At 53.6% G+C, this 26908-nt stretch carries 30 protein-coding genes; 4 read left to right on the top strand and 26 right to left on the bottom strand.

The window, feature by feature from the left end; all coding sequences use genetic code 11:
* Positions 1–23 precede the first annotated feature (23 nt).
* From lysA to FRY98_RS11290, 8 genes are all read right to left on the bottom strand, one after another.
* Positions 24–1355, bottom strand: coding sequence for a diaminopimelate decarboxylase (gene lysA, locus FRY98_RS11325; protein ID WP_148451850.1), 1332 nt, complete (start codon positions 1353–1355; stop codon positions 24–26).
* A 101-nt stretch (positions 1356–1456) separates the two neighbouring features.
* Positions 1457–3046 (bottom strand): spore germination protein, encoded by a 1590-nt coding sequence (locus tag FRY98_RS11320; protein ID WP_225039668.1) that lies wholly within the window; start codon positions 3044–3046, stop codon positions 1457–1459.
* Between the two features lie 87 nt (positions 3047–3133).
* Positions 3134–3559, bottom strand: coding sequence for a stage V sporulation protein AB (locus FRY98_RS11315; RefSeq protein WP_148451848.1), 426 nt, complete (start codon positions 3557–3559; stop codon positions 3134–3136).
* The gene (locus tag FRY98_RS11310; RefSeq protein ID WP_148452683.1) at positions 3556–4209 is read right to left on the bottom strand and encodes a stage V sporulation protein AA; all 654 of its coding nucleotides are present in this window, start codon (positions 4207–4209) and stop codon (positions 3556–3558) included. The genes FRY98_RS11315 and FRY98_RS11310 overlap by 4 nt, the downstream gene beginning before the upstream one ends.
* Positions 4210–4338: 129 nt before the next feature.
* On the bottom strand, positions 4339–5094 hold the full coding sequence (gene sigF, locus FRY98_RS11305) for an RNA polymerase sporulation sigma factor SigF (protein WP_148451847.1): 756 nt from the start codon (positions 5092–5094) through the stop codon (positions 4339–4341).
* Positions 5095–5105: 11 nt separating this feature from the next.
* Positions 5106–5558 carry an anti-sigma F factor gene (gene spoIIAB, locus FRY98_RS11300; protein ID WP_148451846.1) on the bottom strand — a complete coding sequence of 151 codons (453 nt, stop codon included), beginning with the start codon at positions 5556–5558 and terminating at the stop codon, positions 5106–5108.
* A complete protein-coding gene (gene spoIIAA, locus FRY98_RS11295) occupies positions 5555–5908 on the bottom strand; it encodes an anti-sigma F factor antagonist (RefSeq protein ID WP_148451845.1) in 354 nt (117 codons plus the stop codon). The genes spoIIAB and spoIIAA overlap by 4 nt, the downstream gene beginning before the upstream one ends.
* A gap of 89 nt (positions 5909–5997) precedes the next feature.
* Positions 5998–7188: a D-alanyl-D-alanine carboxypeptidase family protein gene (locus FRY98_RS11290; protein ID WP_211373296.1), complete on the bottom strand. Its 1191-nt coding sequence runs from the start codon at positions 7186–7188 to the stop codon at positions 5998–6000.
* 375 nt (positions 7189–7563) lie between these two features.
* Between FRY98_RS11290 and FRY98_RS11285 the strand changes: the two genes are divergently transcribed.
* A complete protein-coding gene (locus FRY98_RS11285) occupies positions 7564–9048 on the top strand; it encodes an Lsa family ABC-F type ribosomal protection protein (protein ID WP_148451843.1) in 1485 nt (494 codons plus the stop codon).
* A 115-nt stretch (positions 9049–9163) separates the two neighbouring features.
* On the opposite strand, the gene FRY98_RS11280 is transcribed toward FRY98_RS11285, so the two are convergent.
* The 13 genes from FRY98_RS11280 to FRY98_RS11220 form a co-directional block, all read right to left on the bottom strand.
* Complete coding sequence (locus FRY98_RS11280; RefSeq protein WP_148451842.1) at positions 9164–10495, bottom strand: pyrimidine-nucleoside phosphorylase; 1332 nt, start codon at positions 10493–10495, stop codon at positions 9164–9166.
* Positions 10496–10514: 19 nt separating this feature from the next.
* Positions 10515–11342, bottom strand: a complete 828-nt coding sequence (locus FRY98_RS11275; RefSeq protein WP_148451841.1) for a purine-nucleoside phosphorylase — start codon at positions 11340–11342, stop codon at positions 10515–10517.
* 18 nt (positions 11343–11360) lie between these two features.
* Positions 11361–12548, bottom strand: coding sequence for a phosphopentomutase (gene deoB / locus FRY98_RS11270; protein WP_148451840.1), 1188 nt, complete (start codon positions 12546–12548; stop codon positions 11361–11363).
* Between the two features lie 84 nt (positions 12549–12632).
* On the bottom strand, positions 12633–13538 hold the full coding sequence (gene xerD, locus FRY98_RS11265; protein WP_148451839.1) for a site-specific tyrosine recombinase XerD: 906 nt from the start codon (positions 13536–13538) through the stop codon (positions 12633–12635).
* Positions 13539–13641: 103 nt separating this feature from the next.
* Positions 13642–13878 carry a DUF4227 family protein gene (locus tag FRY98_RS11260; RefSeq protein WP_148451838.1) on the bottom strand — a complete coding sequence of 79 codons (237 nt, stop codon included), beginning with the start codon at positions 13876–13878 and terminating at the stop codon, positions 13642–13644.
* Positions 13879–14053: 175 nt separating this feature from the next.
* The gene (fur, locus tag FRY98_RS11255; RefSeq protein ID WP_148451837.1) at positions 14054–14527 is read right to left on the bottom strand and encodes a ferric iron uptake transcriptional regulator; all 474 of its coding nucleotides are present in this window, start codon (positions 14525–14527) and stop codon (positions 14054–14056) included.
* Positions 14528–14641: 114 nt separating this feature from the next.
* Positions 14642–15115, bottom strand: a complete 474-nt coding sequence (locus FRY98_RS11250; RefSeq protein ID WP_148451836.1) for a YhcN/YlaJ family sporulation lipoprotein — start codon at positions 15113–15115, stop codon at positions 14642–14644.
* A 75-nt stretch (positions 15116–15190) separates the two neighbouring features.
* Entirely contained in the window at positions 15191–16318 is a 1128-nt protein-coding gene (locus FRY98_RS11245; protein ID WP_148451835.1) for an amidase domain-containing protein, read from the bottom strand.
* The gene (locus FRY98_RS11240; protein ID WP_148451834.1) at positions 16315–16983 is read right to left on the bottom strand and encodes a class F sortase; all 669 of its coding nucleotides are present in this window, start codon (positions 16981–16983) and stop codon (positions 16315–16317) included. Before FRY98_RS11240 ends, FRY98_RS11245 begins: the two co-directional genes overlap by 4 nt.
* A gap of 4 nt (positions 16984–16987) precedes the next feature.
* Positions 16988–17317, bottom strand: a complete 330-nt coding sequence (locus FRY98_RS11235; RefSeq protein WP_148451833.1) for a hypothetical protein — start codon at positions 17315–17317, stop codon at positions 16988–16990.
* Between the two features lie 210 nt (positions 17318–17527).
* Entirely contained in the window at positions 17528–18163 is a 636-nt protein-coding gene (gene spoIIM / locus FRY98_RS11230; RefSeq protein WP_148452681.1) for a stage II sporulation protein M, read from the bottom strand.
* Positions 18164–18294: 131 nt separating this feature from the next.
* Positions 18295–19500, bottom strand: a complete 1206-nt coding sequence (locus FRY98_RS11225) for an endonuclease Q family protein (protein ID WP_148451832.1) — start codon at positions 19498–19500, stop codon at positions 18295–18297.
* On the bottom strand, positions 19497–20063 hold the full coding sequence (locus tag FRY98_RS11220) for an NUDIX hydrolase (protein ID WP_148451831.1): 567 nt from the start codon (positions 20061–20063) through the stop codon (positions 19497–19499). Before FRY98_RS11220 ends, FRY98_RS11225 begins: the two co-directional genes overlap by 4 nt.
* A gap of 81 nt (positions 20064–20144) precedes the next feature.
* Between FRY98_RS11220 and mciZ the strand changes: the two genes are divergently transcribed.
* Positions 20145–20285, top strand: a complete 141-nt coding sequence (mciZ, locus tag FRY98_RS11215; RefSeq protein WP_148451830.1) for a Z-ring formation inhibitor MciZ — start codon at positions 20145–20147, stop codon at positions 20283–20285.
* Between the two features lie 9 nt (positions 20286–20294).
* Positions 20295–21356 (top strand): hypothetical protein, encoded by a 1062-nt coding sequence (locus FRY98_RS11210; protein ID WP_148451829.1) that lies wholly within the window; start codon positions 20295–20297, stop codon positions 21354–21356.
* 56 nt (positions 21357–21412) lie between these two features.
* On the opposite strand, the gene FRY98_RS11205 is transcribed toward FRY98_RS11210, so the two are convergent.
* Positions 21413–22549 carry a M20/M25/M40 family metallo-hydrolase gene (locus FRY98_RS11205; protein ID WP_148451828.1) on the bottom strand — a complete coding sequence of 379 codons (1137 nt, stop codon included), beginning with the start codon at positions 22547–22549 and terminating at the stop codon, positions 21413–21415.
* 82 nt (positions 22550–22631) lie between these two features.
* Here FRY98_RS11205 and prli42 point away from each other — a divergent pair, with 82 nt between their 5' ends.
* The gene (gene prli42, locus FRY98_RS11200; protein ID WP_148451827.1) at positions 22632–22730 is read left to right on the top strand and encodes a stressosome-associated protein Prli42; all 99 of its coding nucleotides are present in this window, start codon (positions 22632–22634) and stop codon (positions 22728–22730) included.
* A gap of 10 nt (positions 22731–22740) precedes the next feature.
* On the opposite strand, the gene lipB is transcribed toward prli42, so the two are convergent.
* Genes lipB through FRY98_RS11180 form a run of 4 tightly spaced genes read right to left on the bottom strand, consistent with a single transcriptional unit; the run spans position 22741 to position 26836 of the window.
* A complete protein-coding gene (gene lipB, locus FRY98_RS11195) occupies positions 22741–23418 on the bottom strand; it encodes a lipoyl(octanoyl) transferase LipB (RefSeq protein ID WP_148451826.1) in 678 nt (225 codons plus the stop codon).
* A 16-nt stretch (positions 23419–23434) separates the two neighbouring features.
* A complete protein-coding gene (locus FRY98_RS11190) occupies positions 23435–24802 on the bottom strand; it encodes a dihydrolipoamide acetyltransferase family protein (RefSeq protein ID WP_148451825.1) in 1368 nt (455 codons plus the stop codon).
* A gap of 21 nt (positions 24803–24823) precedes the next feature.
* Positions 24824–25810 (bottom strand): alpha-ketoacid dehydrogenase subunit beta, encoded by a 987-nt coding sequence (locus tag FRY98_RS11185; protein WP_148451824.1) that lies wholly within the window; start codon positions 25808–25810, stop codon positions 24824–24826.
* Between the two features lie 3 nt (positions 25811–25813).
* Positions 25814–26836: a thiamine pyrophosphate-dependent dehydrogenase E1 component subunit alpha gene (locus FRY98_RS11180; protein WP_148451823.1), complete on the bottom strand. Its 1023-nt coding sequence runs from the start codon at positions 26834–26836 to the stop codon at positions 25814–25816.
* Positions 26837–26908 lie beyond the last annotated feature (72 nt).

Raw genomic sequence — 26908 nt, 5'->3', positions numbered from 1 at the left:
TAAGTTTCTATCACCAGGCCTTTTTATTTCAAAGACGGCTGTTTGGCGATGCGCTCGGGAATCACGTCGCAGGAGGTAATGTCCTGCAGTGTCTCCCGCTTGACCACCAGATCGCTTTGACCGTTTTGAACGAACACGACCGCAGGGCGGCGGATCCGGTTGTAATTGCTTGCCATCGCGTAGTTGTACGCCCCGGTGCAAGCGACCGCCAGCAAATCGCCGGATTTGACCTTCGGCAGTTCCAGATCCCAGATCAACATGTCGCCGCTTTCGCAGCATTTCCCCGCGATGGACACCGTCTCCTCGGCCGCATCCAGCCCGCGGTTCGCCAGCATGGCTTCATACTTGGATTCGTACAGCGCCGGACGCGGGTTATCGGTCATACCGCCGTCAACGGAAACATACTTCCGGACCCCCGGGATGTCCTTGCTCGTACCCACCGTGTAAAGCGTCGTTCCGGCGTCGCCCACGATACTGCGACCCGGCTCCACCCAAATTTCCGGCAGCTGCGGATAACCGGCGGCAAAAGAAGATTTTACCGCGTCCGTAATCGCCTTCACATAATCGGAAACTTGAAGCGGCGTGTCCTCGGACGTGTAGCGGATGCCGAAGCCTCCACCAAGGTTGATGACTTTAAAGATCACATTCAGTTGATCTTTAACGCGAAGCGAAAATTCCGCCACGCGTTCCACCGCCATCTGGAAGCCTTCGACCTCAAAAATTTGCGAGCCGATATGGGAATGCAGCCCGAGCAAATTCAGATTCAAGCTCCGGGAAGCCTGTTCTACCGCTTCATAAGCGGAGCCGTTCCCGATATCGAAGCCGAACTTCGAATCCGTTTGCCCGGTGGAAATGTATTCGTGGGTGTGGGCCTCCACTCCTGGCGTTACGCGCAACAGGATGTTGACGGTGACGCCTTTTTCGGCGGCAAGCGCCTGCAGCATGTGCATCTCGGTAAAATTATCCACGACGAAACAGCCAATGTTGGCCTGAATGGCCATCTCCAGCTCTTCCGGGGTTTTGTTATTGCCGTGAAAATGGATACGCTGCGCAGGGAAACCAGCTTGCAGTGCCGTATATAATTCCCCTTCCGATACGACGTCAAGGGAAAGTCCCTCTTCCTCGGCCAGCCGGCACATGGCCATGACGCAGAACGCTTTGCTGGCGTATGCCACCTGGAAGGACAAGCCCGATGCCCGGAACGCTTCCATATATTCACGGCATCTTTGCCGGATCAAGGCTTCATCCATAATATACAGCGGAGTGCCGTAAGTTTCTTTCAGCTCTACCGTATCGCATCCGCCGATTTCCAGATGTCCCTTGGAATTGATTTTGCTGGTACCGTGTAAATACATCTATGCAGTCCTCCACTTTCAGTTTTCATCAGTATAGCAAACAACCACCCAACTGAAAAATGGATTTTTAGGAATATCATTTGTGTTTTTTTCGGACTGGCTTACGAATCCCGTCTCTCGCGCGGCATCCTCGTCCGGTCCCTCGTCTTGTTCATGGAAGGCCTTAGCTTGGAAGTGAGCACCGGAACACGGAGGATGATAGCTGCCATCGCCTTTGCATTAAAAGGAATAAACGGCCACAGGTAGGAAGTATTAAACGACCGCTGCAAGCTTAGAAAAATGACAAACGCCGTGATTCCGCCGATAAACCCGGGGCCCCCGAAAATCGACACCAGGATAATCATCAGTAACCTGACCACCCGGTTCGCCAGCCCCAGCTCATAGCTCGGCGTGGCGAACATGCCGATGGCGGCGACCGCCATGTACAGCACCACCTCGTTAACGAACAGACCGCTCTTTACCGCGATATCCCCGATCAAAATCGCCGCAATCAACCCCATGGCGGAGGCCAGCGGCGTGGGGGTGTGAACCGCGGCCATGCGCATCAGATCCACCCCGAATTCCACCATCAGGAACTGGGCGATCAGCGGAATTTTGGCCATTTTTTGCGGTCCGATAAAGTCCAGCGCTACCGGTTTTAGTTCCGGATGAATGACGACGAGAAGCCATAACGGCAAAAGAAATAAGGAGGCGAAGATGCCGAAAAATCTGACCCAGCGCAAATAGGTGCCCATAAACGGCGTCTGCCGGTTTTCTTCCGCATGCTGGCAGAGGTCGAAGAAGCTCGTCGGCAAAATCATGACACTCGGGGAAGTGTCGACAAGGATCACGACCCGTCCCTCCATCAAATGCGAGGCGACAACGTCCGGACGCTCGGAATAGCGCACCATCGGATAGGGGTTCCAGCCCCTCTTGACGATCGCTTCCTCCAACTGCTTGTCGGCCAGCGGAATCCCGTCGAGTTCCACCGCCTGAATCTTTTCTTTTACGGCGTCAACCAGCACCTTGTCCACGATGTCATCGATATAGGCCACGCAGACATCGGTTTGCGACCGGCGGCCTACCTTCATCACTTCGAATTTTACACCGGGGTCGCGCAGGCGTCTGCGTACCAGAATCACGTTCGTCACCAAAGTCTCCGTAAATCCGTCCCTCGCGCCGCGAACAACCCGTTCGAGGGAGGGCTCCTCGGGGCTGCGCACCGGATAAATGCGGGTATCCAGCAGAATCGCCGACTGCTCCCCTTCGATAAAAAAAGCACTCATGCCGACCAGAACACCGTTGATGGCCTTGCTCAGTTCATCCGTTTTCTCAACTTGGATATGAGGAATGTACAGTTCGAAAAAGGATCGCAGCGCGCCCGAACTTAAGTCTTCGGGAGTCAAATAAGTCAGCCGTTTGAGGACTTCCTGAAGAATCGTGTCCTTAACGAAGCCATTAATAAAGAAAAGTCCGGTCTTCTTGCCGCCGAACGTCATTTCGCGAAAAACGATATCGAAACCCTGGCCCAACCCGACGACTTCCTCGAGCGTTTTTTTCGTCGTCGTCAGGCTGCGGCTGATTTGATCGCTCTTCTGCCAATAACGGATCGATTCCTTCACGGAGTCGGATCGTTCGGCTTCCACCTTATGACGCAGGGCCCGCTTTGCCTCCTCGCTGCCCTCCCAATCGTACTCGCCAAAAGCCGGCATGAATTTCGGCTCCTCTCCAGTGTGTTCCCCGCTTCCCGGGCCGCCTCGTTCCTGACCCACCATCTTACATCAGCCTCCTTAATCTGTTTACTTTCTGTAGATAAACCATTCGAAAAAGGAACCGGCCACTTTCCCGCACACCATCGCCATCAGGAGGCCGACCAGATCGTTTTGCATCCGCAGCCTTTTGGCCAGAATCGGTAGAACGTTCAGCACCTCCGTAAGCGCTGCGGCCAACATACCGATAAACACGCCGTTTAACAAACCTATAAAGCCGGAAGCAAGCCAGGGACCTGACAGCTTCCAATTCCAGAAATCCGCAATCGTCCCGATAAAGGAACCTCCGACCATCGCTCCCTCATACCAATGGACCTTGTTATATGACTTCGTCACTTGGGCCAACCGCGGAATCACATCCAAAACAATGTATAAAGCGATCACCCCGCCTCCAACGGCGATGCCTCCCGCCAAGCCGATAAACAGCGTTACAAACGATGACAGAACGGAACTCAAGGCTCCGTCTCCTTCCGGTCCCGGGAGGCTTCCGCTCGACGTTTCTTCTCGTACTCTTCGGCAATCACATACTGGTTTAGGTTCTCTTGATACAGATACATTTCGACTTCCAGCGGGGAAGGCTCTTCATTCCATTTTTTCTTGAACAGATGGTTGAAGAAGATGATCATTCCGAGGCCGATCCCGATGGAGTATGCGCCTTGAAACAAATAGGGGTGATCGTCCCTCTTTCCCGTCAGCATTTCGACGATTCTGATTTGCACTTGCGGCATGCTTACATCGGCATGAAAATTCATGATCGTCAGCGCCGCTCCGAAAAACAACAGCAACCAGACGAGAATAAACAGGGATCGCGACGGTTTTTTTTCGTCGGCCACCATCTCTATGAGAACATGGGGCTCCCCCAGTAATTCGATACGTAAGCCGGGAAAGCGCTTATGAATGCATTCGATGACTTGAAGCATGTCAACAACCAACAGATTTCCCTCACGGTAATCCGGCCGTTCCAGCACAAGCGCCTTAAGCTCTTCCTCATATGCAGGTTCCGCCAGGATGCGGGCGATGTCTTCCAAGCGAACCGCACGGCCGGCCTGGAGTTTGACATACTTGCGCAGTCGCAGATAAACGGGAGTTGCCGTCCCTTTCTCCATCATGGACACCCCTCTACTGCCGTAATGTCCATAGTATGCCAAGTCCCCCTGCGGTTTACTCAAAAACGAAAAGCCGCCCGGATGCTCCCCGGACGGCCTTTCGTGTCACATATTAAAATATTTACTGAGCTACTGGGCGATCTGGTCCCGAATGCTCTGCAGTATTTTTTTCTCGAGACGGGAGACCTGAACCTGGGATATCCCCAGCCGGTTTGCCACCTCGGATTGGGTCTGATCCCGATAATATCGCAGATAAACGATGAGCCTTTCCCGTTCGCTGAGTCCGTCGATGGCTTCGTGCAGCGCCAGCTTATCGAACCAGCGTTCCTGGGATTCATCGGCGATTTGATCCATCAGTGTGATCGGATCCCCGTCGTTTTCAAAGACGGTTTCGTGAATGGAAGCCGGCGGTTTGTTCGCCTCCTGGGCAAAAACCACATCCTCCGGAGTCACCCCGAGTTCCTCGGCCACTTCTTTGACCGTGGGGAGCCGATTCAACACCTTGGACAATTCATCCTTCTTTTTTCGCACCTTGTTGGCCATTTCCTTCAGCGAGCGGCTGACCTTCAACGTGCCGTCATCGCGCAGGAAACGCTGAATTTCTCCAATGATCATCGGCACGGCGTATGTTGAAAATTTGACGTCATAGCTGAGGTCAAACTTGTCGACCGATTTCAACAGGCCGATACAGCCGATCTGAAACAAATCTTCCGGTTCGTAGCCGCGGTTCATGAACCGCTGCACCACCGACCAGACCAGCCGGATATTGCAATTCACCAGCCGGTCCCGGGCCGCGTTGTCGCCGCTCTGGCTTAAGGCGATCAGCCGTTTGACTTCGTTATCGTCCAAATATTCTCTCGAGGCTTGCTTCACTTCGGCATCCATAGCTCCAACCCCTAATTGTACAAAGCTTTCTTAGATACAATCCTCTTCTTCATCCGGATGGAAGTGCCTTCGCCCATCTCGCTGGTTACCTCAAATTCGTCCATGAAATTCTCCATGATGGTGAAGCCCATTCCCGATCGCTCCAACTCCGGTTTGGACGTATAAAGCGGCTGTTTGGCCAGCTCCACGTCCTCTATGCCTCGGCCTTGATCCTCCACCGTAAGGATCACCGTGTCCCCCTCAATAGACGCCGTGATGGTGACGATCCCTTCGGGATCGCCGTCATAACCGTGAATGATCGAGTTCGTCACCGCCTCGGAGACGACCGTCTTCAAATCGGTGATTTCATCCATCGTCGGATCGAGCTGGGAGACGAATGCGGCGACCGTCACCCGGGCGAACGATTCGTTTTCCGATTTGGCGGCAAACTGCAGCTTCATGAAATTACGGTCGATCTGGTTCATAGGGCAACCCCCAATTCCGAAAGCGCCTGGCTTTCATCTTCGTGCACCGACATGATTTTAAACAGCCCGGACATGTCAAACAGCCGATGAACCGGCGGATTCACTCCGCAGACGACCATTCTTCCGCCCTTTTGCTTAATCAGCTTATACCGGCCCAAAATAACGCCGATCCCCGAGCTGTCCATAAACTGCAGCGATTCCAGGCTAAGCAATAGATGGCGGCAGGTTCCCTTCGCAATTTCCTCGTCCAGGGATAAACGGACCTCGTCGGCGGTATGGTGATCCAACTCTCCAACCAAACGAACGATCAGCGTATCCCGGTGTCTTCTCATTTCCACTTGCAGATTCACGTCTGTTCACTCTCCTCCCTGACATGAACACAACAATTCTACGACCCCGCACCGTATTCCTTCCCGCTGACAAAACTAGAAGAAAACCGCTACGAATCTACAAAAAACAATTGGGAGGCCGTCCGCTTAAACAATGTCCACCATCCGGCTTTTTTGATGGCGGCGGCGGCTTTCAGTTCAAATTGGTTCAGTATCTTGCCGTCCTGGTAGACCACAAGCTTGCCGATGATCTGTCCTTCTTGAACCGGGGCGGCGATTTTTTCCGGAACCTCCAGCTTGTGCGTAATGTTGCCGTTGGCGGAACCTTTTTTAACGAGAACGCTCATCGTACGCGACGCGGCGACATCCAAATGAGCGGTTTCCCCCTTCTGTACCTTGATTTTGCCGATGACTTCGCCGGCTTTGTAGATCGGATGAAGGGCATACTGGGAAAAAGCGTAGTCGAACATAGCGGATACCTCGGCATTTCGGGTCTTGGTGTTCGGCTCGCCGAGCACGACCGCGATCAGCCGCAGACCGTCGCGTTTGGCGGTAGCCGCCAGACAAAACCGAGCCTCGGACGTATAACCGGTTTTCAGCCCGTCCGCACCGCTATAAAACCGTACCAATTTGTTCGTGTTCACGAGCCAGAACGGTTTCTCCGTATTCTTGCGCAAGTAATCTTGATACGAACCGGTATACTTCGTAATCGTCTCGTATTTGAGCAGTTCCCGGCTCATCATGGCGATGTCATGCGCCGAGGAATAATGATTTTTCACAGGCAGGCCGTTGCAGTTGGAGAAATGCGTGTCCTTAAGTCCCAGTTGCTTTGCCTTCTCGTTCATCATTTGGACGAAAGCTTTTTCCGTTCCGGCGATCTTTTCCGCCAGTGCTACGGAAGCGTCGTTGCCCGATGCCATCGCGACGCCTTTCAATAGCTCGTCCACTGTCATTTCTTCTCCCGGCTCCAGGAATATTTGCGAACCGCCCATGGAGGAAGCGTATTCGCTGGCGGCAACCTTATCGGTCAGTTTCAGCTTGCCCTGATCGACCGCCTCCATGGTCAGGAGCATCGTCATAATTTTGGTAATACTCGCTGGCGGCAACTGCTCATGGCTTTTTTTCTCGTAGATGACCGTTCCCGTATCCGCATCGATCAAAATCGCCGACAGCGCATTGTCCGCCAATGCTATGCCCCCGTCCGCCTCATGAGACCCTCCGTGGTTGGCCGATACGGCGGACGGCCAGGACGGAAGCGTCAGCAGCAGCGCCAACAAACCGATAAACAACCGTTTTTTCAACATAGTTCCCCCTTCGAATAAAAATCAGGATTCTGCTAACCTAGTATGCTCTTGTTCCTGTCATATTATTCCTTTCCGGATCGGCTTCTTTTAATCTCGCACGTAGAGGTTGCAGTGTTAAAAAGGTTATGCTACAATTTCGCTAACGCTTAACGACAGGAGATGAAGAGGATAATGTAAAATTTCTTGCCTTTATTTGGAATAAGACAGATTTGTTTTATTCTATTTCGGCAAGGAAGTTACCTTATTCTCTTCACTCAAAAAATAGATCCTATTCCATCCCCGTTTCCGGGTTGGATTTGCCGTATTTTTTTGAGCTGCAAGAAAGGTGACTTTCTTGCGGCTCATTTTTATTTTGGCAAGGAGGATACCGCCATGTCATTAATTAAAGTAACGAACCTGACATTCGCCTATGATGGGAGTTACGATTCGATTTTTGAAAATGTAAGCTTTCAGATCGATACCGACTGGAAATTGGGTTTTACGGGGAGGAACGGCCGGGGCAAGACGACGTTTCTTAACCTGCTGCTGGGCAAATACGAATACAGCGGAACGATTTCCGCCAACGTCGACATGGAATATTTTCCCTTTCACGTCGAAAACAAAGAGTACCATACCGCCGACATCGTCGCCGAGATCTGCCCTGACTATGAATATTGGCAGCTTCTGCGCGAGCTTTCACTGCTAAAAGTGTCGGAAGATGTACTGTACCGGCCGTTTGAATCCTTGTCCCAGGGAGAACAAACGAAGGTGCTGCTGGCGGCTCTGTTTCTGAAAGAGAACCGGTTTCTGCTCATTGACGAGCCGACCAACCATCTGGACCTGCATGCCCGGGAACTGGTCAGCGATTACTTGAGCGGCAAAAGCGGCTTTATCCTGGTGTCGCACGACCGGGCGTTTCTCGATCGCTGCGTCGACCATATTCTTTCGATCAACAAGACCGATATCGAAGTCCAAAAGGGGAATTTCTCCGAATGGTGGGAGAACAAACAGCGGCAGGACCATTACGAAATGGCCGGGAACGAGAAACTGAGGAAAGATATCAAGCGGCTGGCCGAAGCGGCTCAGCGGACGAGCAACTGGTCGCACGAAGTGGAAAAAACGAAAAACGGCACCCGTAACTCCGGCTCCAAAGTCGATAAAGGGTACGTCGGTCACAAGGCCGCCAAAATGATGAAAAGGTCCAAGTTCATCGAGCAGAGGCAACGAACCGCCATCGAGGAAAAATCTCAGCTGCTGAGAAATGTGGAAAGCTCGGAAAGCCTGAAAATATCCCAGTTGACGTACCATAAGCACCAACTTGTGGAGCTGGATCGGGTTTCGATTCATTACGGTGAGAAGCAAGTGTGCCGCGACGTCAGTTTTACGATCGAGCAGGGGGATCGCATTGCCCTCTCCGGCCCGAACGGCTCGGGGAAATCCAGCTTGCTTAAGCTCATTTGCGGCGAGGAAATCCCTTACGCGGGGACGCTACGGATCGGGAGCCAATTGAAAATATCTTACGTTTCGCAAGACACATCGCAATTGCGCGGCGATCTGTCGGATTACGCCAGAAGCAACGGCATCGACGAAAGTCTGTTTAAATCGATACTAAGAAAACTCGATTTCTCCCGCCTTCAATTCGACAAGGACATCGCTTCTTACAGCGGAGGGCAGAAGAAAAAGGTGCTCCTCGCAAAAAGTCTCTGCGAACAGGCTCATTTGCATGTCTGGGACGAACCGCTTAATTTTGTCGACGTTATTTCCCGGATGCAAATTGAAGAGCTTCTGCTGGAGCATGCTCCGACGATTCTTTTTGTCGAGCATGACAGCGAGTTTTGCAAAAACATCGCGACTAAAAAGGTGGAGCTGGAGATTTGATAGACTAAAGCCTATATAGCGACGTATTTAGTCTTTAGCGGCTTGACGGAAAATTAAAAAAGCAGCCGGGAGAAGGATTTATTTCCTTGCTCCCGACTGCTTTACCATTATCTGGCTAGAACCTGCGCACCCCTTCGGGCGTAATCAAAGCAAATACCAGCGGTCTCCGCGGTACCTTCTCGTCCGTGATCCCGTAGGCTTCTTTCACTTTTCGGCTCGCCTCTTCCAGCCGGTCCTGGAATGGCGGATTGAGATGGAGTACCGCGAGAACTTCGCCGACCTCGACCGGATCGCCGATCTTCTTGCGCAGACTCAGCCCCGCCGCCAAATCGATGACGGAATCTTTCGTCTCCCGGCCTGCGCCCAGCAGCATCGCGGCGACGCCGATTTCCTCCGCCTGGATCGATTCGACAAAACCGCGCTTCTCCGCCTTCACTTCCACGTGAAGCTCGGCCTTCGGCAGCAAGCCCGCGTCTTCGATTTGCCGGGTATCCCCGCCCTGCGCTTCCACCATCATCTTGAGGCGCTCCAGCGCCTCGCCGCTGGCGAGCTTCTCTTGGAGTATGGCCCGCGCAGCCTCCTCATTCTCGGCTTTGCCACCGAGAACAAGCATATGGGACGCGAGGATCAGGCATACTTCCTCCAAATCCTTCGGCCCCTCGCCCCGCAGGGTGGCGATCGCCTCCTCGATTTCGAGGGCGTTCCCGATCGAATAGCCGAGAGGCTGGTCCATATCGCTGATCACCGCAATGGTGCTCCGGCCCACTTGCGTGCCGATATCGACCATCGCCTTCGCCAGACGAATCGAATCGTCCAGCGTTTTCATGAACGCGCCGCTGCCCGTCTTCACGTCCAGCACGATCGCATCGGCACCGGCGGCAATCTTCTTGCTCATGACGGAGCTTGCGATGAGCGGGATGGACTCCACGGTCGCGGTCACGTCCCGCAGGCCGTACAGTTTCTTGTCCGCCGGCGTCATATTGCCGCTTTGGCCGACCACGGCCAAGCCGATCTCGTTAACCTGGCGGAAAAATTGCTCTTGTCCCAACTCCACGGAGAAGCCGCCTATCGCCTCCAGCTTGTCGATCGTCCCCCCGGTATGTCCGAGGCCTCTTCCCGACATTTTGGCAACGGGCACGCCGGCCGCCGCGACAAGCGGACCGATGACGATCGTCGTCTTGTCCCCCACCCCTCCGGTGGAGTGCTTGTCCACTTTGACGCCGCGGATCGAGCTTAGATCGATCATATCGCCGGAAGATGCCATGTGCATCGTCAAATCGGCGGTTTCGCGCGCGCTCATGCCCTGGTAATAAACGGCCATCGCCCAGGCCGCCATCTGATAATCCGGGATGGCCCCTTCGCTGTAGCCTTTAATCAAAAAGCCGATTTCCTCATGGGTCAGCTCCTGGCCGTCCCTTTTTTTTCGAATCAGGTCAACCGCTCTCATCGGCTCACACCTCCCTAAGCTACATTTGAGGAATAATCGCAAGCACCAGGCTTAAAAACTTCTCCCGTACCCGATCCGTCGTCTCCATCACCTCATCGTGGGACAACGGCTGATCCAAAATGCCGGACGCCATGTTGCTGATGCAGGAAATCCCCAGCACTTCCAGGCCGGCATGTCTTGCCACGATGACTTCGGACACGGTTGACATGCCGACGGCATCTCCCCCCAGCGTCCGGAGCATCCGGATTTCCGCTGGCGTTTCGTATGAGGGTCCCAGCATACCTACATAGACGCCTTCCTGAAGCGGTACCCCCGCTTTTTCCGCTGTATTGCGGGCCAACTCGCGCAGCCTGCGGCTGTAAGCTTGGGACATGTCGGGAAAACGGGGGCCCAATTCGTTATCGTTCTGCCCGATCAGGGGACTTGTGCCGGTCAAATTGATGTGGTCGGAGATCAGCATCAGATCCCCCGGCTGGTAAGAGGTATTGATACCGCCCGCCGCATTGGTCACCAGCAGCTTTTCGACCCCGAGCTCCTTCATGACTCTGACCGGGAACGCGGTAATTTCGGGACCGTAGCCTTCATACATGTGGAAACGGCCTTTCATAAGGACGACCGGCGCCCCGTTCAAGGTGCCGATCATCAGTTCTCCGGCATGCCCTTCCACCGTCGATTGAGGGAAATAAGGAATATCCGAATACGAAATGCTAACCGCCTCTTCAATATGGTCCGCCAGGACACCGAGTCCCGAACCGAGGATTAGACCGACCTTTGGTAAAATTGTCGTTTTGGAGCGGATAAAATCCGCCGCCTCGCGAATCATGCCAATCGTAAGTACTGTCGCCATCGTTCATCTCTCCCGTTTTTATTTCAATAGTCCCAAAAAACTCTTGCCATGTTCGGTGCCGTAAATGCCGAAATTGTCGGCGATCGTTGCCGCCAGATCGGAATAGGTCGAGCGTACGCCCAAGTCACCAGACGCCGTCAGACCTTTGCCGTACACGAGGATCGGCACGTATTCCCGCGTATGGTCCGTACCCGGATGCGTCGGGTCGTTTCCGTGATCCGCGGTGATAATCAGCAGATCCTTTTCCCCCACCCGCTGCATCAGATCGGGTAACGAAACGTCGAATTCTTCCAGGGCGCGAGCGTAGCCTTCCGGATCGCGGCGGTGCCCGTAAAGCGAGTCAAAATCGACGAGATTCGTAAACAACAAGCCATGAAACGGCCGTTCCATCAAGCGCAGCGTTTCGTCGATGCCATGGCGGTTGCTTTTGGTGGGATAGGATTCCGTAATGCCTTCTCCGGAAAAAATATCGTTGATCTTGCCGACCGAAATGACGTCCTTCCCGGCATGCTTCAGCGCGTTCAGCACGGTCGGTGCCGGCGGAGTAACGGCATAATCGTGCCGGTTGCTCGTTCGCTTAAAGGCTCCCGGCTGACCGACAAAAGGTCTGGCGATCACCCGCCCCACCGAATGCTCCGGCTCAAGGGTTAAACGCCGCGCCACTTCGCAGGCCCGGTACAGTTCATCCAAGGGGATGATCTCTTCGTGGGCCGCGATTTGAAATACGCTGTCCGCGGAAGTATAGACGATCCATGCTCCCGTTTTCATATGCTCCTCGCCCAGCTCGTCCAAAATTTCCGTGCCGGAGGCCGGTTTATTCCCGAGGATTTTCCGGCCCGTCTCCTGCTCGAATCTGGCGATCAGATCGCGTGGGAACCCGTTCGGATAAGTCTGGAATGGGGTATCGATTTTAAGCCCCATCAATTCCCAGTGTCCGGTCATCGTGTCTTTCCCCGAAGACACTTCGGCCATTTTGCCGTAATAAGCCGCCGGAGCGTCGACCGGGTTCACGTGGGGCAATTCCGCGATATTCCCGAGCCCCATGTTTTGCAGATTCGGCAGCTTCGTGCCGGGTACCCGTTCCAGAATGTGGCCGAGTGTGTGCGAGCCCTTGTCGCCGAATTTGACGGCGTCCGGCGCTTCCCCGATTCCAACACTGTCCAGGACGATCACCGTGATTTTCTCGAAACGATTCTTAGGTTCCATCTTCGTCACTCCTTCAATCTTTGCTGTTAGTTATCCCTGCGTCGGCAAAAACCATTCCCGATTCCTCTCATTCGCTCAGACTCCTCAAGGATTACCCTTTGCCTGAGCCCTGGGATGAAAATGATCGTAGACCGACTTCAGATTCGGCCTCGCCTGGTTCAGGTAGATCTGCAAAGTCGCCATATCGGCATGGCCAAGCATCTCTTGAACGGATCGCACATCCGCACCGCCTTCAAGCAGATGAATCGCAAAAGAATGGCGCAGCGTATGAGGCGTAATCTCTTTAGCGATTCCGGCGTCACGGCTGTACTTCTTAATTACCTTCCAGAATCCCTGCCGGCTCATTTTACCGCCCGTCCGGTTGGGAAACAGGGGGGATTCCGGCCCATTCGGCTCCCAAACGGGGCGTACCTCCTGCAAATACCGGTCCAACCAATCGGCGGTGAACCGTCCAAAAGGGAGCACCCGCTCCTTGCCGGTTTCTCCGGAGCAACGAAGGAACCGGACTTTTGTGTCGATATCGCCAACCTTGAGCGACATCAGCTCGCTGACCCGAACCCCCGTGGCATACAACAGCTCGAGCATTGCCCTGTCCCGAAGGCCTAACGGAGTATCGGTCCGAGGCATGTCCAACAGCTTTTCCGTCTCCTCTACCGTCAGCACCGCGGGAAGATTTCTGTCAAACCTCGGCAATTTTACCGTGATAAAAGGATCTTGGCCAATTATTTTTTCCTGAACCAGGAACTGAAAAAAAGCGCGCAAGGAGACCGAAATCCTCATTATGGTGGCCGGAGCTTTCCCTTGATCCCGCAGTGCCGAAAAATACAGCATGATTCCCGCCCGCGATACCTCGTCCAGTCCCTCGATCCCCCGGCCGCTCAAATAGGCAAGAAACTGTTTTACATCCCTCCGGTAGCTGTCCAGCGTGGAGTCGCTCAAAGCTTTTTGGCCCGCCAAATGCGAAATAAAAGAGGCTGCGTACTGCTCCATGGTTTCAGCGCCTCCCTCTCACTTGTCGAATATTATCTTTTTGTGAACTCCCTCATACTTCAATTCAACATCCCTTTGATTTTTCCCTGCCTGAAGGCAGGCATTATTCGCCAATCCAGAAAAACAGCTTCAGACGCTCCGCCATACGTTCCATCACCGGGGCTTCCAAAGGCTCGAATTGGAATACCTTGATGGCCGAACCCTCAGGAATCCGATATTTGTCCGGCGGAAACACTTTGCTCTCGAGCATTCCGATAGCTTGATAGATGAAGTAAACAAGTGCCATAAATATTAAAGCATACTTTACGGATGTAAGCCATTTTCGCAGCGAAATGACCATGGCGGTCTCTCCTTTCCATCACCGTCAGCCCGTCCCATTGTAGAGCGGATCGCCTCCGTTTACTACGGGACTTTTGTACAGTATATAGAAAAATATGAACGAATATGAGCCGAAGTCCCATCCGGACGAACAAAAAAAGCTCCTTGCGGCTTGGAACCGTTCGGAGCTTTGCTTATTATGATTTCTTGTTGCCGTTTCCCGGCTCACCGTTCTTATCCTTGCAGCGGTAACAGATACCTTGGAAATCCAGCCGGTGGTCCAGAACCGTAAAGTTGAATTCCTTCTCCAGCCGCTCTTCCAACGGCCCCAGCCAATCTTCGCGGATTTCATCCATGGCGCCGCACTGTACGCAGATTAAATGATGGTGATGGTGCTTGGTCGTATCCGTCCGCAAGTCGTAACGGGCAACCCCGTCCCCAAAGTTGATTTTCTCCACAACATGAAGCTCGCTCAGCAGCTCCAAGGTCCGGTAAACGGTCGCCAAACCGATCTCCGGCGCTTTATCCTTCACCAGCATAAAAACATCTTCCGCGCTAAGGTGGTCATCTTCGTTCTCCAGCAGGACTCGAACTGTGGCTTCTCGTTGGGGTGTCAATTTATACCCGTGGGATTGCAGCTGTTGTTTAATTTTTTCAATCTTTGCTTCCATGTTCTCCCCCCCAGGATCTGCCGCAAGTCGCACTTGAATCGCTTCTATCATTATAGGGGGTCCCAATCAACAAAGTCAAACATTAACTACAGCTGTCTGCCCGGTTGCAGCATTTTATCGGAATGGAGTCCGCGTCTCTTTTCCGATGTCCAAAATAATAACTCCCACTTCGGTTCCTTCGGCCTGACCCGGTTTCTTACCAGACATTTTAGTGCTTAACTTTTTTATTTTTTGATGAAGTTTTTTATTCGAGGTGACGTGTACAAAGTAACCGGGTTTGCTGCTCTCTACTTTATATCTTACATGATCCTCGACAGTTGCCGTGTGTTCCCCTTCCTTAACGTCAATCCCGATCAATACATCCGGATTGTGAACTAACACCGTTGCTTTACTTACACCCTTTACCTTCATTACTTCATCGGTAATTTTTTTTGTAGCCGGATCGATTGCTGTTTTTTTCTGAACGCTTTGAGCTTTAGGTTTGTTATTGGATTTTGACGATTTGTTTGCTTGGCACCCTGTTCCTGAAAACACCAGCATGACCGCCAGCGTGAGCATCCCTAATCGTTTCATTATGGTCACCGTCATAATTGCTCCTCCTTTTTCGATCTTTTGTGTGTTTGTCTCAAATATATACCGTTGCTAAATTAACCGGCATGGAGCCTAGTCCTTAATGTGAATTAGTACATATTTGGTATAACGATCCCATCCGAGATCGAAAGGCACCTGATAGCGATCCGCCGTATGCGAATTGACAAGCGGATACCCGTTCGGATCAAAACCGACAAGAATCGAAAAATGGTCGATGTCGTTGCCCTGGATGATATATCCGATTAAATCTCCGGGCTGCAGCCGGGCAATCGCTCCATTTGGATGTTCCTTTGTCGGCGTTACAATATGTTGAAAATCTCCTTTAGCGATCATTTTCCCATACCCGCTGTAGATGAGAAATTTCCCTAGCGAGTCCGTCCTGACCCATTGCTGGGTGCCGCCGTAGCCTTTGCTGTAATTCCACTGTTTCGTCATCGGCAGCCCCCCTCCCTCTTTGTCGCCAAGAACTTGGGAAGAAAAGTTGGTGCAATCTCCTCCATGATAGGTGTAATCCTTATAATTGGGGTTGTACCTGCGGTTATTTCCGGCTCCCCAGGCTATGCCCGCGTACTTATTTGCGTAGGCTACAGCCTGTTCCCTTTTAAATTTTTTGCCGTCGGTTACATTTCCCGTGATCTTGACGGAAGGAAGGGCTCCTTCAGCAATTTTTTTGGGATTCTCATCCAACGGATCCAAATACCATTCCCGTGAAACCATCCATTTGCCGTTAACAAGTTTTAATGTAAGGAAATGGCGGGTTCCAATGCCGAAGGAATAGGTTGGAATTTCCTTGTTCGGATAGTCATAGCTTACCTTTAAGGACTGAACTAAAGAAACCGTAGCCCGGTCGTCTTTCACTTTTATTCGCACGATCTTGATTTCACTTTTCGCATCCACTAATTTGAGAGATCTTTTGTTCGCCCAAGCATTGATGTAATCCATTCGTCTTATTTCGTTCTTTAACGCATTACTGCTCTGCTTATCGGTTAAGTAATAATCATCAAAAGCACGTTCATTCTGATGAATTAAGGCCGTTGCCCTTATGTCGTACAGCCGCTTTAAAAAAGATTCAATATGCGCTTCAGTCTGATTTTCTTCATACGCCTTTGTCTTATTTTGTTCGGAGTAGGCAATCCCGCTCCAAAAACAAGCCACTGTGAGAATAGCGGCACACAACATGGTTTTTATGACTTTAATCATTTCACACCATCCAATTTAGCGAAAATAACCAGCCGTTCTTCATGTTCCTTTTTTTTACGACTATATCTCCCGGTGCAAGTTATCAAGTTCAATTTGTATCCGGAAGATGGTCCGAATACCCGCTCAATGGGAGCTTCGGAAGTTTTGAATGCCTCAACGGATTCGACTCGATAAGTCATTGATTGGTCTGAATGTTGATTACGGACAATAATGGCGTCACCAGGACTCAATTTTTTCAGGTTAAAGAAAACAGCCGGGCCCGTGTAGCTATCTACATGACCATCCATCACCATATTTCCCCGTTCACCGGCCACTACGCCCGGGTATAGAATCCCTACGGATTCAGTATCTTTCGGTACGTCCATTTGCCCGTTATCCAGAACACCAACCGGAATGACTTTTGCGGAAACTTTGATCGCCGGAATAATCAATTGCGTGGGAGTAAAAGGCTGAATGGTTTCAACATGAATATCCTGCCTATTTTTTATCGGGTCGCTTTTTCTTTGGAGACGAACCTGCGGCTCTTTTACTTCCGCCAAATTTTGATTTTTTCCTTTATCATGACAGGCCGAGCAAAATAAGATTGAAATAATGATTAAACACAGCGTCGGCAATTTGATGGGTATCCGTTTCATGCTAAGAAAGAGGGTGCTCCCCTCTTTCATCCCCCTATTCTGTTTGTTCGCTCGCGCCACCGAAACCGGATTTCGGCATTTCAGTCGCTTTTGTTCTGATGCTCTTGGTCTTCATACTTTTGGCTTTCATGCCTTTGCTTCCGCTCTTCATGCCTTTACTTCCGCTCTTTCCTGCGCCATCCGATTTTGTTTTGATTCCTGATTCGCGAATGGACTTAGCACGAATCTTCTTCTCTTCATGTTTCTTTACTTTGTGCTCATGAACCTTGTGCTGTTGTTTTTCGTTCATGGGTGCTGCGCTGACAGCCGATACGGAAGAAAGCAGCAAGCAAGAAGACAAAACGGCGATCGATAACTTCTTCATAATCATCCTCCTAAGGTTTATTTTCCCTAGAAGGTATGGTTTCCAATTGTCCGTACGACAAAACTGGGAATTTTTTAAAGCCTTCTCCTTCCGCTCCAACAGAAGTCCCGCTGTATTTTCAAGTGAGTGATCAACATGAAAAAAGGCCCTGCATTTTATGCAGGGCCTTCCTTAAAGGCAATCTCTAAAAATATTACAGTTACTATTGCTTTATAGGCTATTTTGGGCGATCAGCGGCGTAACCCAAGTCATCATGACCGGCGTAACCCAGGTTTCAAAAGAAGACACCGCCATGAGGACGAGAGCCATAGCCACCGTCAACCCGGTGTAGGACAAGAAAGGCCGGGCGGCGGTGCCTTTGCGGTTCAACAGCACCCGGCTGCGGATAATCCCCAGCGAGAAGCTGACAGCCGCCACGCTCGCTATCAGAAGCGCCGGAATGACGACCAAATTGTGTGGAGCGATCGACACCAGCGCAAACAGCAGCCCCTTCCAGGTGAATTGCCCCACGAGACAGCCGACGGTAAAGCCGATCAGGACGCCTTTAAGAAAATCCAGAATCAGGATGCCGGGCAATCCGATGACGGACAGGCCGAGCAGCCAGATCAAGCCGAGCCACTTGAGATGAAGCGCCGCAACTTCCCAGTAGGTCAACGGCTGAAAACTCTCTCCGCCTTCATTTACGGAGATGAAGAAATCGCCCAAATACCTGGACAGATCCTGCTGCTGCTCCAGCGTCAGCGCATTGACCATTAAGGCTCCGAATACGACGCCCATCAGAAAAAGCACGGCGACAAACACGTACAAAGGGGTCTGGTCTTTTAAAGTATGACGAAACGGCTCCAGCATAGGCGGCCCTCCAAGCTTGTTCATCTTAGTTCCGAAGAAAAACCAGCAGCTTTTCTTGATTTCGCTTATTTTCTAAGGTATGAACAAGCTCAGCCGCATATGCCAGTCTTAAGCCCGTAGAAGGAACCTCACGGCTTGGATACTCTGCCGTACTTGCCCCCGCCTCCGGATTCCAGCTGGAGCGTTCCGCTGCGGGCCGCGGCGATTTTGCCCGCAAGCTCGGCTCCCACTACATCCGCCAGATCCTGTTCGGGTACCCGGTGCAGAATGTTCATTTCCGTTCCGAAAGTGCGGAGCAGAAGCTCATGTTTTGCCGGACCGAGCCCCGGTATAAACTCCAGCGGGATCTGGTAGTGATAGTCCGGGCGATGGGCGGGCACCCGCGGCTCCGTCCGATCGGCGATCGAGACGATCCGGTCCAGTACGCCGCGAACCAGCTTGGGACTTCCGCAGTAGGGGCAGCGCTCCACGGTCGCTTCGGTTTCTTCGACGATAAAGCTGCAGCCCGAACAGTACGTCCGATGATATTTCCCCAGCCGAGGGTTCAAGCCGTAATTGCCCGCAACCTTCCTTCCCTCGGTTCTCTGCAGGGCTTTCTCGAACTCCCGGTAATTCGGCTCGCGCAGAATCAATTCGTTATACTCCCGCCCGATTTTTCCCAGGGAGTGCGCGTCCGAGTTGGTCAGGATCGTGTACGGATCGAGTTCGCTGATCCATCCGGCCATCTCGCTGTCGGCGCTGAGTCCCAGCTCCACCGCGCTGATCAGCTTCGGATCGAGCACGTCCGCCATACGCGGGGCGCAACTGCCGTAAATGCTTCGGTGGGGCGTGAAAATATGCGCCGGAATAACCATTCCCCCGCGGGTATACACCTCCTCCTGCAAAGTCCGCGCAGGGGCGTAAACGCGCTGGGAGCTCAGGTTGACGTTTTTCATTCGCTTCTCCAACCAACCCGTGAACGAGCGGATCGTCGAAAAATCCGGGAAGAAGGCGAGCAAATGGGCCGGACCCATGCCCGGTTCCCGGATTTCCAGTTCGCTGCCCAGCAATAAAGTCGTCTCTTTATAAGCAATTCCGCCATCGGGCAATTCCCGCATTTCCCCTTGCTTCAGGCTGGCTTCAATGTCTTCCTGCACCCCGGGGGAATGGCAGTCGATAATGCCCACAAGCTGAATGCCTTTTCGTTCGGCCGCCTCTTTCGCGATATTGGCGAAGGTGAGGTCCCGGCTGCCGCTGATTTTTACGGGCGCGCCCTTTCCGGTTCTTCCGATATGGATATGCAGGTCCGCGAAAAAAGAGGATAATCCGCCGTTGGACGACTGTTCCCGCTTCATTTTCCCGTCTCCCGCGATCCGATCAACTGAAGCCGCCAAATGTAAGCCGCGAGGATCGTCTTGGCGTCGGAGATTCGGCCTTCTTCGATATACCGCTGCACTTCCTCATAATTCGCCTCAATGACTTCCAGGAACTCATCTTCATCCGGCGCCATGTCCCCTGCCGTTAATTCCTCCGCCAAATAGAGGTGGATGATTTCATCGGCAAATCCCGGCGACGTGTAAAAAGAATGCAGAAGCGTTATTTTGGCGCATTGATAGCCCGTTTCTTCCCGAAGCTCCCGGCGGGCGGCCTCCATGGGGTCTTCCCCCGCCTCCAGCTTGCCCGCGGGGATTTCCAGTTCACAGCGTCCCAACGCCTGCCGATACTGGTCGACCAGCAGAAGGCGTCCGTCCTTCACCGCCAAAACGGCAACGGCCCCCGGATGACGGATGATTTCCCGCATTCCCGTGGAACCGTCCGGGAGCTCTACGGTATCGATTTGCAAAGAAATTACTTTTCCGCTGAATATCGGCTTGGTGGTGATCGTTTTCTCGGTCAATTTTGGATTCGAATTTGTCACTTTAAAACTCCCCCTGTCATAACTTGTCCCTTGCGAACATATGGTGTTATTATACCAAACCCGTAAAAAAGGAGTATGGCGATGAAAAGCTACTTTTCCGTAAACAGGATGTGTTTCCAGGGCAAAGCCTGGCAGATCCGGATTCTTCTGTCCCAATGGAAGAAAGAGGCCGGAGCATCGACGACGGTCGCTGACCTCCTCCACCGCTGCGTCTGCAGATAGGAGAAGACGATGGATAAACCGACGAAAAACTTGAATAGCAATCGATGGACGTTTCTCCCCCCGGCGGAACCGGAAGGCGTGGAGCTGGATTCCGACGCAGAAGCGGAACTGCTGAAGCAAGGAGCCCTTCTCGGGTCATACAGCGCTTCCGACGCCGATATGGCCGAATCCCTGGCCGAATCCTTGAAGCACCTGAACCTGTCGCCTGACGAGGCAAACGGGGTGCTGTTCCGGACCCTGGTGCGGCTCGGCGCCTACCGCCACGCTCTGGATCGCTGCATCGCTTCGGTCCCTCCGGCGGAAGAAATGTTTCGGATGTATCTCCGCTGTTTGTTTCACTGCGGGGAGCCGAGGCGAGCCCTGGAAGAAATAGGCGTCCGAAAAGAACAGATGTCCGATCGTGCGGAAAGCGAAGCCTTTTGGGCCGAGCTCGAACGCCTTGAACTGCTCGCCCGACTGACCCTGGATGAGAAGGGAGAAGAAATCTCGGCGGAGCCCCGCAGTCTGCAGGAAACCATCGCAGTGATACGCCTTGCGGTCGAATACGGACAGATTGCCGTCGCGACAAAGCTGGCTGCTGCCGGCACGGCTCATGCCAAGCCACCCCAAACAAGCGACCCGCATCTAGCCTGCGCACTGATCCGCGCGCTTTATGCGGAGGGATATCTGGACCTGGCGAAAGAACAACTCGCCCGGTTAGGCCACGGTTTTCTCCGGGACAATCGGTCGCCTTTCCGTGAAACCGCCTATATTTATGGAGAGATGCTTCATGACGACGGACTTTATGATGAGGCTGCCGCCATTTTCGAAAGTTTAGCCGCCACCTGCCCCGATATGGCCGAAGCGCGATTTGCCGCCGGCTCCTGTTATCTGCAAGCCGCCCTATCCCGTCTGGCCGGCCGTATTTCGCTGTACCGTCCGGACGAGACGGAGCGGGCCAAAATCGATAAGCATCTGAACGAGCTGAACCAGGCGCTCGAAATCATCTCGACGGTACCGTGGCACACGGAATGGACCTATGCGCAGCGGCGCAATTTTCCCCGGAAAGACGACGATCACCGTCCCCATTGAAAAATGAAACAGCCGCCGGGTCCGAAATCATGCATCCCCTGGCGGCTGTTTCCGATTTACTTTTTGCTTAAGGATTGGTTGACGATTTCCAGAGCGTATTCCGCGACTTTGACGAGATCCTCGCTCTTGATTCGTTCCGCGGTGGTGTGGATATCCTCATAGCCGACAGCCAGATTGACGGTGGGAATCCCTAGGCCGTTGAATACGTTGGCGTCACTGCCCCCGCCCGACATAAACGTGTGTCCCGACATCCCCAATCGCTGTGCGGCTTTTTTCGCCAACACCACAACTTCCTCGTCCTCTTCAAAATGAAACGCCGGATAGGCCAGATTGCTGCGGAACTCATAGCGGGTTCCATATTCGCCGCAGACCGCTTTCACCGCTTCCTCCATGCTTTCGATCTGCCGGTTGATCTTCTCCAATGAAGTGCTGCGCGCTTCGGCATACAGAACGACATGATCCGGCACAATGTTCGTCTCCCCGCCGCCCACAAACTTGCCGATGTTCGCGGTCGTCGTTTCGTCGATCCGTCCGAGCTTCATCCGGGCGATCGCTTTGCCCGCGACCTGAATCGCGCTGATGCCGTCCTCCGGATTTACGCCCGCATGGGCCGATTTGCCGAGGATTTCGATTTCGATTTCGGCCCGGGTCGGCGCCGCGATGCAGATCGTTCCGACTTCCCCGTTCGAATCGATGGCGAAGCCGTACTGAGCGTCCAGGAGACCGGGCTGCATCGCTCTGGATCCGGCCAAGGCCGACTCTTCGCCGGCGGTGATCACAAACTGGATCTGGCCATGCGGCAGATTGTTTTCACGCAGCACCTGTATGACTTCCAACAATGCGGCAACGCCCGCTTTGTCGTCGGAGCCGAGGATCGTCGTGCCGTCGCTGCGGATATAGCCGTCGTCTCCGACGACAGGTTTGATCCCTTTCCCGGGAACGACCGTATCCATATGACAGGTGAACAAGAACGGACGGACCTGGGACGTGGACGCATCGCTAGGCTTCAAGGTAGCCACCAGATTTCCGGCCGCATGGCCGGTGCGGGCCGCCGAATCATCCTCGACGACCGTTAACCCGAGCTCGGTAAACTTGGCCTTCAGGAAATCGGCGATCTCCCGTTCGTGCTTGGTCTCGCTGTCGATTTGAACGAGCTCCAGAAATTGCTGAATGAGCCTTTCTCTATTGATCACTGGACTTTCCTCGCTTTCGTATTTACGATAATATAATTAGGAATGCTCTAAATTTATGTCCGTGAAGGAGATTTTTTGCGCTATGAAAAATAAATGGTTCAAAATCGTCGTATACGTCATGCTGTTTTCCATGCTCGCTTCTACGCTGATCGCTTTGTTGGAGCCGCTGTTCATTCGCTGATGTTAAGGGCTCACAGCTCCCCCGTATACCCGAACAGCTCGGTAAAATACGGCACGATTTCACGTGCCGTTTCTTCGACATCGTAACTGCGCCCGGTTACATCCTCAAGCGAAGTGACGCCATACTCCTGAATGCCGCAAGGAATAATGCCCCGGAACCCCTCCCGGCCAATCCCCGCCTTGACGTTAAGCGCAAAACCGTGGCTCGTGACAAACCCTTTGCGCTGGCGGCATTTATTGAATTTCACGCCGATCGCGCAGATCTTTTCGTCACCTACCCATACCCCGGTGTACTCCGGTTTCCGGGAGCCTTCGATCCCGCAGCTCCCCAGGTAATTGATAATCACCTGCTCCAGATTGCGCAAGTACCCGTGCAAATCCAGACCTTTTCCGCCTTCAAGATACAGAAGAGGGTAGCCGACCAACTGACCGGGGCCATGATATGTAATATCCCCGCCGCGGTCGATTTCAAACAGGGCGATGCCCTGTTCGCGCAGCTGCTCGGGACCGAGCAGGAGATGCTCGGGGTGCCGCTGCGAGCCGATCGTATAAGTCGGCGGATGCTGAAGAAGCAGCAGGTGTTCCCCCTGCTGCTGTTCATCAATGGCCCGGACAAGCTGTTTTTGCTTGTCCCAAGCCTCTCCGTATTCCATCTCCTGAATATAAGAAATATGCAAGGATCTCGTCATTGCCGCCGCCTCCACATCAATAGACTTGCGTATCGAGCGAATAACTTTCCATATTGTCTTTGACGCGCTGCATAAATCTTCCGCAAATCACGCCGTCCAGAATCCGGTGGTCGAGCGACAGGCACAGATTGGCCATCGAACGGACCGCGATCATATCGTTGATCACAACCGGCTTTTTCACGATGGACTCGAAAGTCAAAATCGCCGCCTGCGGGTAGTTGATAATCGGCTGGGTCAGAATCGAGCCGAAGGAGCCCGTATTGTTTACCGTAAAAGTGCCGCCCTGCATGTCGTCGAGCTTCAGCTTGCCGGCGCGCACTTTGGTCGCCAATTCGTCGATTTCCCGGGCCAGGCCGGCGATGTTCTTCTGATCGGCCTTCTTGATGACCGGGGTCAGGACCGAATCCTCGGTGCCGACGGCCAGGGAGATGTTGATATCGCGTTTGACGATGATTTTGTCGACGGCCCACACCGAGTTCATGATCGGATAGTCCTTGATCGCGCTCACGACCGCTTTGAGCAGGAAGGCCAGATAAGTCAGGTTGACCCCTTCCTTGCGCTTGAACTCGTCCTTGATTTTGTTGCGGAGCTGGACAAGGTTTGTCACGTCCACCTCAATCATCATCCAGCCGTGCGGAATTTCCGACACGCTTTGGCGCATCCGGGTCGCAATCGTATTGCGGATCGGGGTGACGTCGATGAAATATTCGGACCGGTCCCCGCCCTCGACTTCGATCGTCGGGATGCGCGGCGTTTCGGTCAAATGCAGGCCGGAATGGCGCACCGGTTCGGAAACCGCCCGGCTCAGATCCGCGGCGACCGGAATCGCCGGCGGCGCAGCGGGCTGGCTGACGGCCGACGGCTGCACCGCCGGCTGTACCGATGGCTGCGTCGGCGCCTGTGCGGCGTTCCCCCCGCCGCCACCCGCGATATACGCGAGCACATCCTTGCGCGTGATGCGTCCGCCCAGCCCGGTGCCGGGAACGGACCGAAGGTCTACGCCATGCTCGGCGGCCAAGGTCTGCACGGCCGGCGAGTAGCGATGGCGCTGCGACCCTTCGCCGGGTTCGCCCGGAGCGGCCGCTTGGGCCTGGGCCTCCGTCGGCGCTGTCCCGGCCGGGGCCGAAGCCGCCGATTCCGTCTCGATCCGGCAAATCACCGTACCGACGGAAACTTCCTCGCCTTCCTTCGCCAGAAGCTCGCCCATGATCCCGTCGAGGGTCGACGGAATCTCCGCATTTACCTTATCCGTAATCACTTCGCAAATCGGTTCATATTGTTCAACCCGGTCACCCGGCTGCTTAAGCCACTTGCCGATCGTGGCCGAAACGAGCGATTCCGCGAGCTGAGGCATAACGACATCGGTTAGCTGTTTGTTTGACATATCCGCTCTCACTCCCCTGCTTTAAAAAAGTGCCAATTGCAGCATCGCTTCTTTAACTTTATCTTTGCTCAGCATAAAGAACTTCTCCATCGGCGGGCTGATCGGCATCGCCGGGACGTCGGGCCCGCACAGTCTTTGAATCGGAGCATCCAGTTCGAACAGGCACTCCTCCGCAATGATCGCGGTTACCTCCGCGCCCACGCCGCCGGTCTTGTTGTCTTCGTGCACGATCAGCACCTTCCCCGTCTTCCGCGCCGCTTCCACGATCGCTTCGCGGTCCAGCGGCTGAAGGGTGCGCAGATCCAGGATGTGCGCGCTGATTCCTGCCTCCGCTTCAAGCTCGGCTGCCGCCTGCATCGCAAAATGGAGCGGAAGGCTGTATCCGATCACCGTGATATCCGTGCCTTCGCGGAGCACGTTCGCTTTGCCGATCGGAACGATGTAGTCGTCCTCAGGCACGTCCTCTTTAATGAGCTTATAGCATTTTTTGTTCTCAAAGAACAAGACGGGGTCCGGGTCCCGAACGGCGGCCTTGAGCAATCCCTTGGCATCGTAAGCAGAATACGGCGCTACGATCTTCAATCCCGGCGTCCCGAAAAAAATCGACTCCGGACATTGGGAATGATACAATCCGCCGAAAATCCCCCCGCCGATCGGAGCCCGCACCACGACCGGACAGTTCCAATCGTTGTTGGAGCGGTAGCGGATTTTGGCCGCTTCGCTGATGATCTGGTTCGTGGCGGGGAGCATGAAATCGGAGTACTGCATCTCCGCGATCGGCTTCATGCCGTACATGGCCGCGCCGATCGCCACTCCGGCGATGGCGGACTCCGCCAACGGCGTATCCAGTACGCGAAGTTCGCCGAATTGCTCCTGAAGACCTTTGGTCGTTGTGAAAACCCCGCCCTTGACCCCGACGTCTTCACCTAACACAAATACATTTTCGTCCCGCTCCATCTCTTCTTTCATGGCGAGACGAATCGCATCGATATATTCCATAACCGGCATGGTTTATTCCTCCCCTTCGCTGGCATACACGTGCAGAAGCGTATCTTCCGGCTTCGGGAACGGCGCCAGTTCGGCAGCTTCGATGGCATCCTTGAGCTGCTGCGAAATTTCCCGGTGCAGCGCCTCATCCTGCTCTTCGCTCCATAAGCCGTGCTGGATAAGATAGGATTTCATCTTGGGAATCCCGTCCTTCTTCCAGTTCTCATCCACTTCCTCTTTGGTCCGGTAAGCCAGATCGTTATCCGAAGTCGAGTGAGGCGACAGCCGGTACATCATCGCTTCGATCAAGGTCGGACCCTCGCCGCGAACGGCGCGTTCCCGCGCTTCTTTCACGACCCGATACACTTCCAACGCGTCATTGCCGTCGACGCGGACGCCCGGGAAGCCATAGCCGAGCGCACGATCGGACACTTTGCCGGCAAGCTGTTTCTTGATCGGTACGGAAATGGCATACTGGTTGTTCTCGCACATAAAAATGACCGGCAGCTTCTGAACCCCGGCAAAATTCAATCCTTCGTGAAAATCGCCCTGGTTGCTGGAGCCCTCGCCAAACGTTACAAAAGACACGATGTCCTGCTTCTTCATCTTGGCCGCCAGGGCGAAGCCGACCGCATGCGGGACCTGCGTAGTCACCGGGCTGGAGCCGGTCACGATCCGCAGCCGTTTGCTGCCGAAATGCCCCGGCATTTGACGGCCGCCGCTGTTCGGGTCTTCCGCCTTGGCAAACGCGGAGAGCATCAATTCCTTTAACGTCATGCCGACGGACAGCACGAACCCGTAATCCCGGTAATAAGGCAGGAAATAATCCCGCTCGCGATCCAGCGCGAACGCGGCCGCGACCTGCGCGGTTTCCTGTCCGATCCCGGAGACGTGAAAATTAATTTTGCCCGCCCGCTGCAGCAACAAATTCCGTTCGTCGAATTTCCGCGCGAGCAGCATATATCTGTACATGTCCACCACTTCGGCATCCGACAATCCGAGCTGCTCATGTTGGGGTGCTGTTTTTATGGAACTTTTCGCATTCATGGGAGTTACCTCCTTTTTTTGGACCCGTGTCTTTAGCTCATCTTAAAACCTGGTACTAAGACTTGGGATAAC

Origin of the sequence: Paenibacillus faecis, from assembly GCF_008084145.1 — a bacterium.
In the GTDB taxonomy this organism is placed as follows: domain Bacteria; phylum Bacillota; class Bacilli; order Paenibacillales; family Paenibacillaceae; genus Fontibacillus; species Fontibacillus faecis.
This window is presented reverse-complemented; position numbering and strand designations above follow the sequence as displayed.

What these genes read in the sequence shown, in the direction of transcription:
- spoIIAB (WP_148451846.1), bottom strand. Translation starts at nt 5,558, where the DNA reads ATGAACCAGATCGACCGTAATTTCATGAAGCTGCAGTTTGCCGCCAAA.
- FRY98_RS11310 (WP_148452683.1), bottom strand. Translation starts at nt 4,209, where the DNA reads ATGGAGAAAGGGACGGCAACTCCCGTTTATCTGCGACTGCGCAAGTAT.
- FRY98_RS11320 (WP_225039668.1), bottom strand. Translation starts at nt 3,046, where the DNA reads ATGCCGGCTTTTGGCGAGTACGATTGGGAGGGCAGCGAGGAGGCAAAG.
- FRY98_RS11210 (WP_148451829.1), top strand. Translation starts at nt 20,295, where the DNA reads ATGGATAAACCGACGAAAAACTTGAATAGCAATCGATGGACGTTTCTC.
- FRY98_RS11245 (WP_148451835.1), bottom strand. Translation starts at nt 16,318, where the DNA reads ATGATTAAAGTCATAAAAACCATGTTGTGTGCCGCTATTCTCACAGTG.
- FRY98_RS11250 (WP_148451836.1), bottom strand. Translation starts at nt 15,115, where the DNA reads ATGACGGTGACCATAATGAAACGATTAGGGATGCTCACGCTGGCGGTC.
- sigF (WP_148451847.1), bottom strand. Translation starts at nt 5,094, where the DNA reads ATGGATGCCGAAGTGAAGCAAGCCTCGAGAGAATATTTGGACGATAAC.
- FRY98_RS11240 (WP_148451834.1), bottom strand. Translation starts at nt 16,983, where the DNA reads ATGAAAGAGGGGAGCACCCTCTTTCTTAGCATGAAACGGATACCCATC.
- FRY98_RS11180 (WP_148451823.1), bottom strand. Translation starts at nt 26,836, where the DNA reads ATGAATGCGAAAAGTTCCATAAAAACAGCACCCCAACATGAGCAGCTC.
- FRY98_RS11285 (WP_148451843.1), top strand. Translation starts at nt 7,564, where the DNA reads ATGTCATTAATTAAAGTAACGAACCTGACATTCGCCTATGATGGGAGT.
- FRY98_RS11260 (WP_148451838.1), bottom strand. Translation starts at nt 13,878, where the DNA reads ATGGTCATTTCGCTGCGAAAATGGCTTACATCCGTAAAGTATGCTTTA.
- xerD (WP_148451839.1), bottom strand. Translation starts at nt 13,538, where the DNA reads ATGGAGCAGTACGCAGCCTCTTTTATTTCGCATTTGGCGGGCCAAAAA.
- FRY98_RS11235 (WP_148451833.1), bottom strand. Translation starts at nt 17,317, where the DNA reads ATGAAGAAGTTATCGATCGCCGTTTTGTCTTCTTGCTTGCTGCTTTCT.
- mciZ (WP_148451830.1), top strand. Translation starts at nt 20,145, where the DNA reads ATGAAAAGCTACTTTTCCGTAAACAGGATGTGTTTCCAGGGCAAAGCC.
- lipB (WP_148451826.1), bottom strand. Translation starts at nt 23,418, where the DNA reads ATGACGAGATCCTTGCATATTTCTTATATTCAGGAGATGGAATACGGA.
- deoB (WP_148451840.1), bottom strand. Translation starts at nt 12,548, where the DNA reads ATGGAACCTAAGAATCGTTTCGAGAAAATCACGGTGATCGTCCTGGAC.
- FRY98_RS11190 (WP_148451825.1), bottom strand. Translation starts at nt 24,802, where the DNA reads ATGTCAAACAAACAGCTAACCGATGTCGTTATGCCTCAGCTCGCGGAA.
- fur (WP_148451837.1), bottom strand. Translation starts at nt 14,527, where the DNA reads ATGGAAGCAAAGATTGAAAAAATTAAACAACAGCTGCAATCCCACGGG.
- lysA (WP_148451850.1), bottom strand. Translation starts at nt 1,355, where the DNA reads ATGTATTTACACGGTACCAGCAAAATCAATTCCAAGGGACATCTGGAA.
- FRY98_RS11185 (WP_148451824.1), bottom strand. Translation starts at nt 25,810, where the DNA reads ATGCCGGTTATGGAATATATCGATGCGATTCGTCTCGCCATGAAAGAA.
- FRY98_RS11225 (WP_148451832.1), bottom strand. Translation starts at nt 19,500, where the DNA reads ATGAAGCGGGAACAGTCGTCCAACGGCGGATTATCCTCTTTTTTCGCG.
- FRY98_RS11280 (WP_148451842.1), bottom strand. Translation starts at nt 10,495, where the DNA reads ATGAGAGCGGTTGACCTGATTCGAAAAAAAAGGGACGGCCAGGAGCTG.
- FRY98_RS11275 (WP_148451841.1), bottom strand. Translation starts at nt 11,342, where the DNA reads ATGGCGACAGTACTTACGATTGGCATGATTCGCGAGGCGGCGGATTTT.
- prli42 (WP_148451827.1), top strand. Translation starts at nt 22,632, where the DNA reads ATGAAAAATAAATGGTTCAAAATCGTCGTATACGTCATGCTGTTTTCC.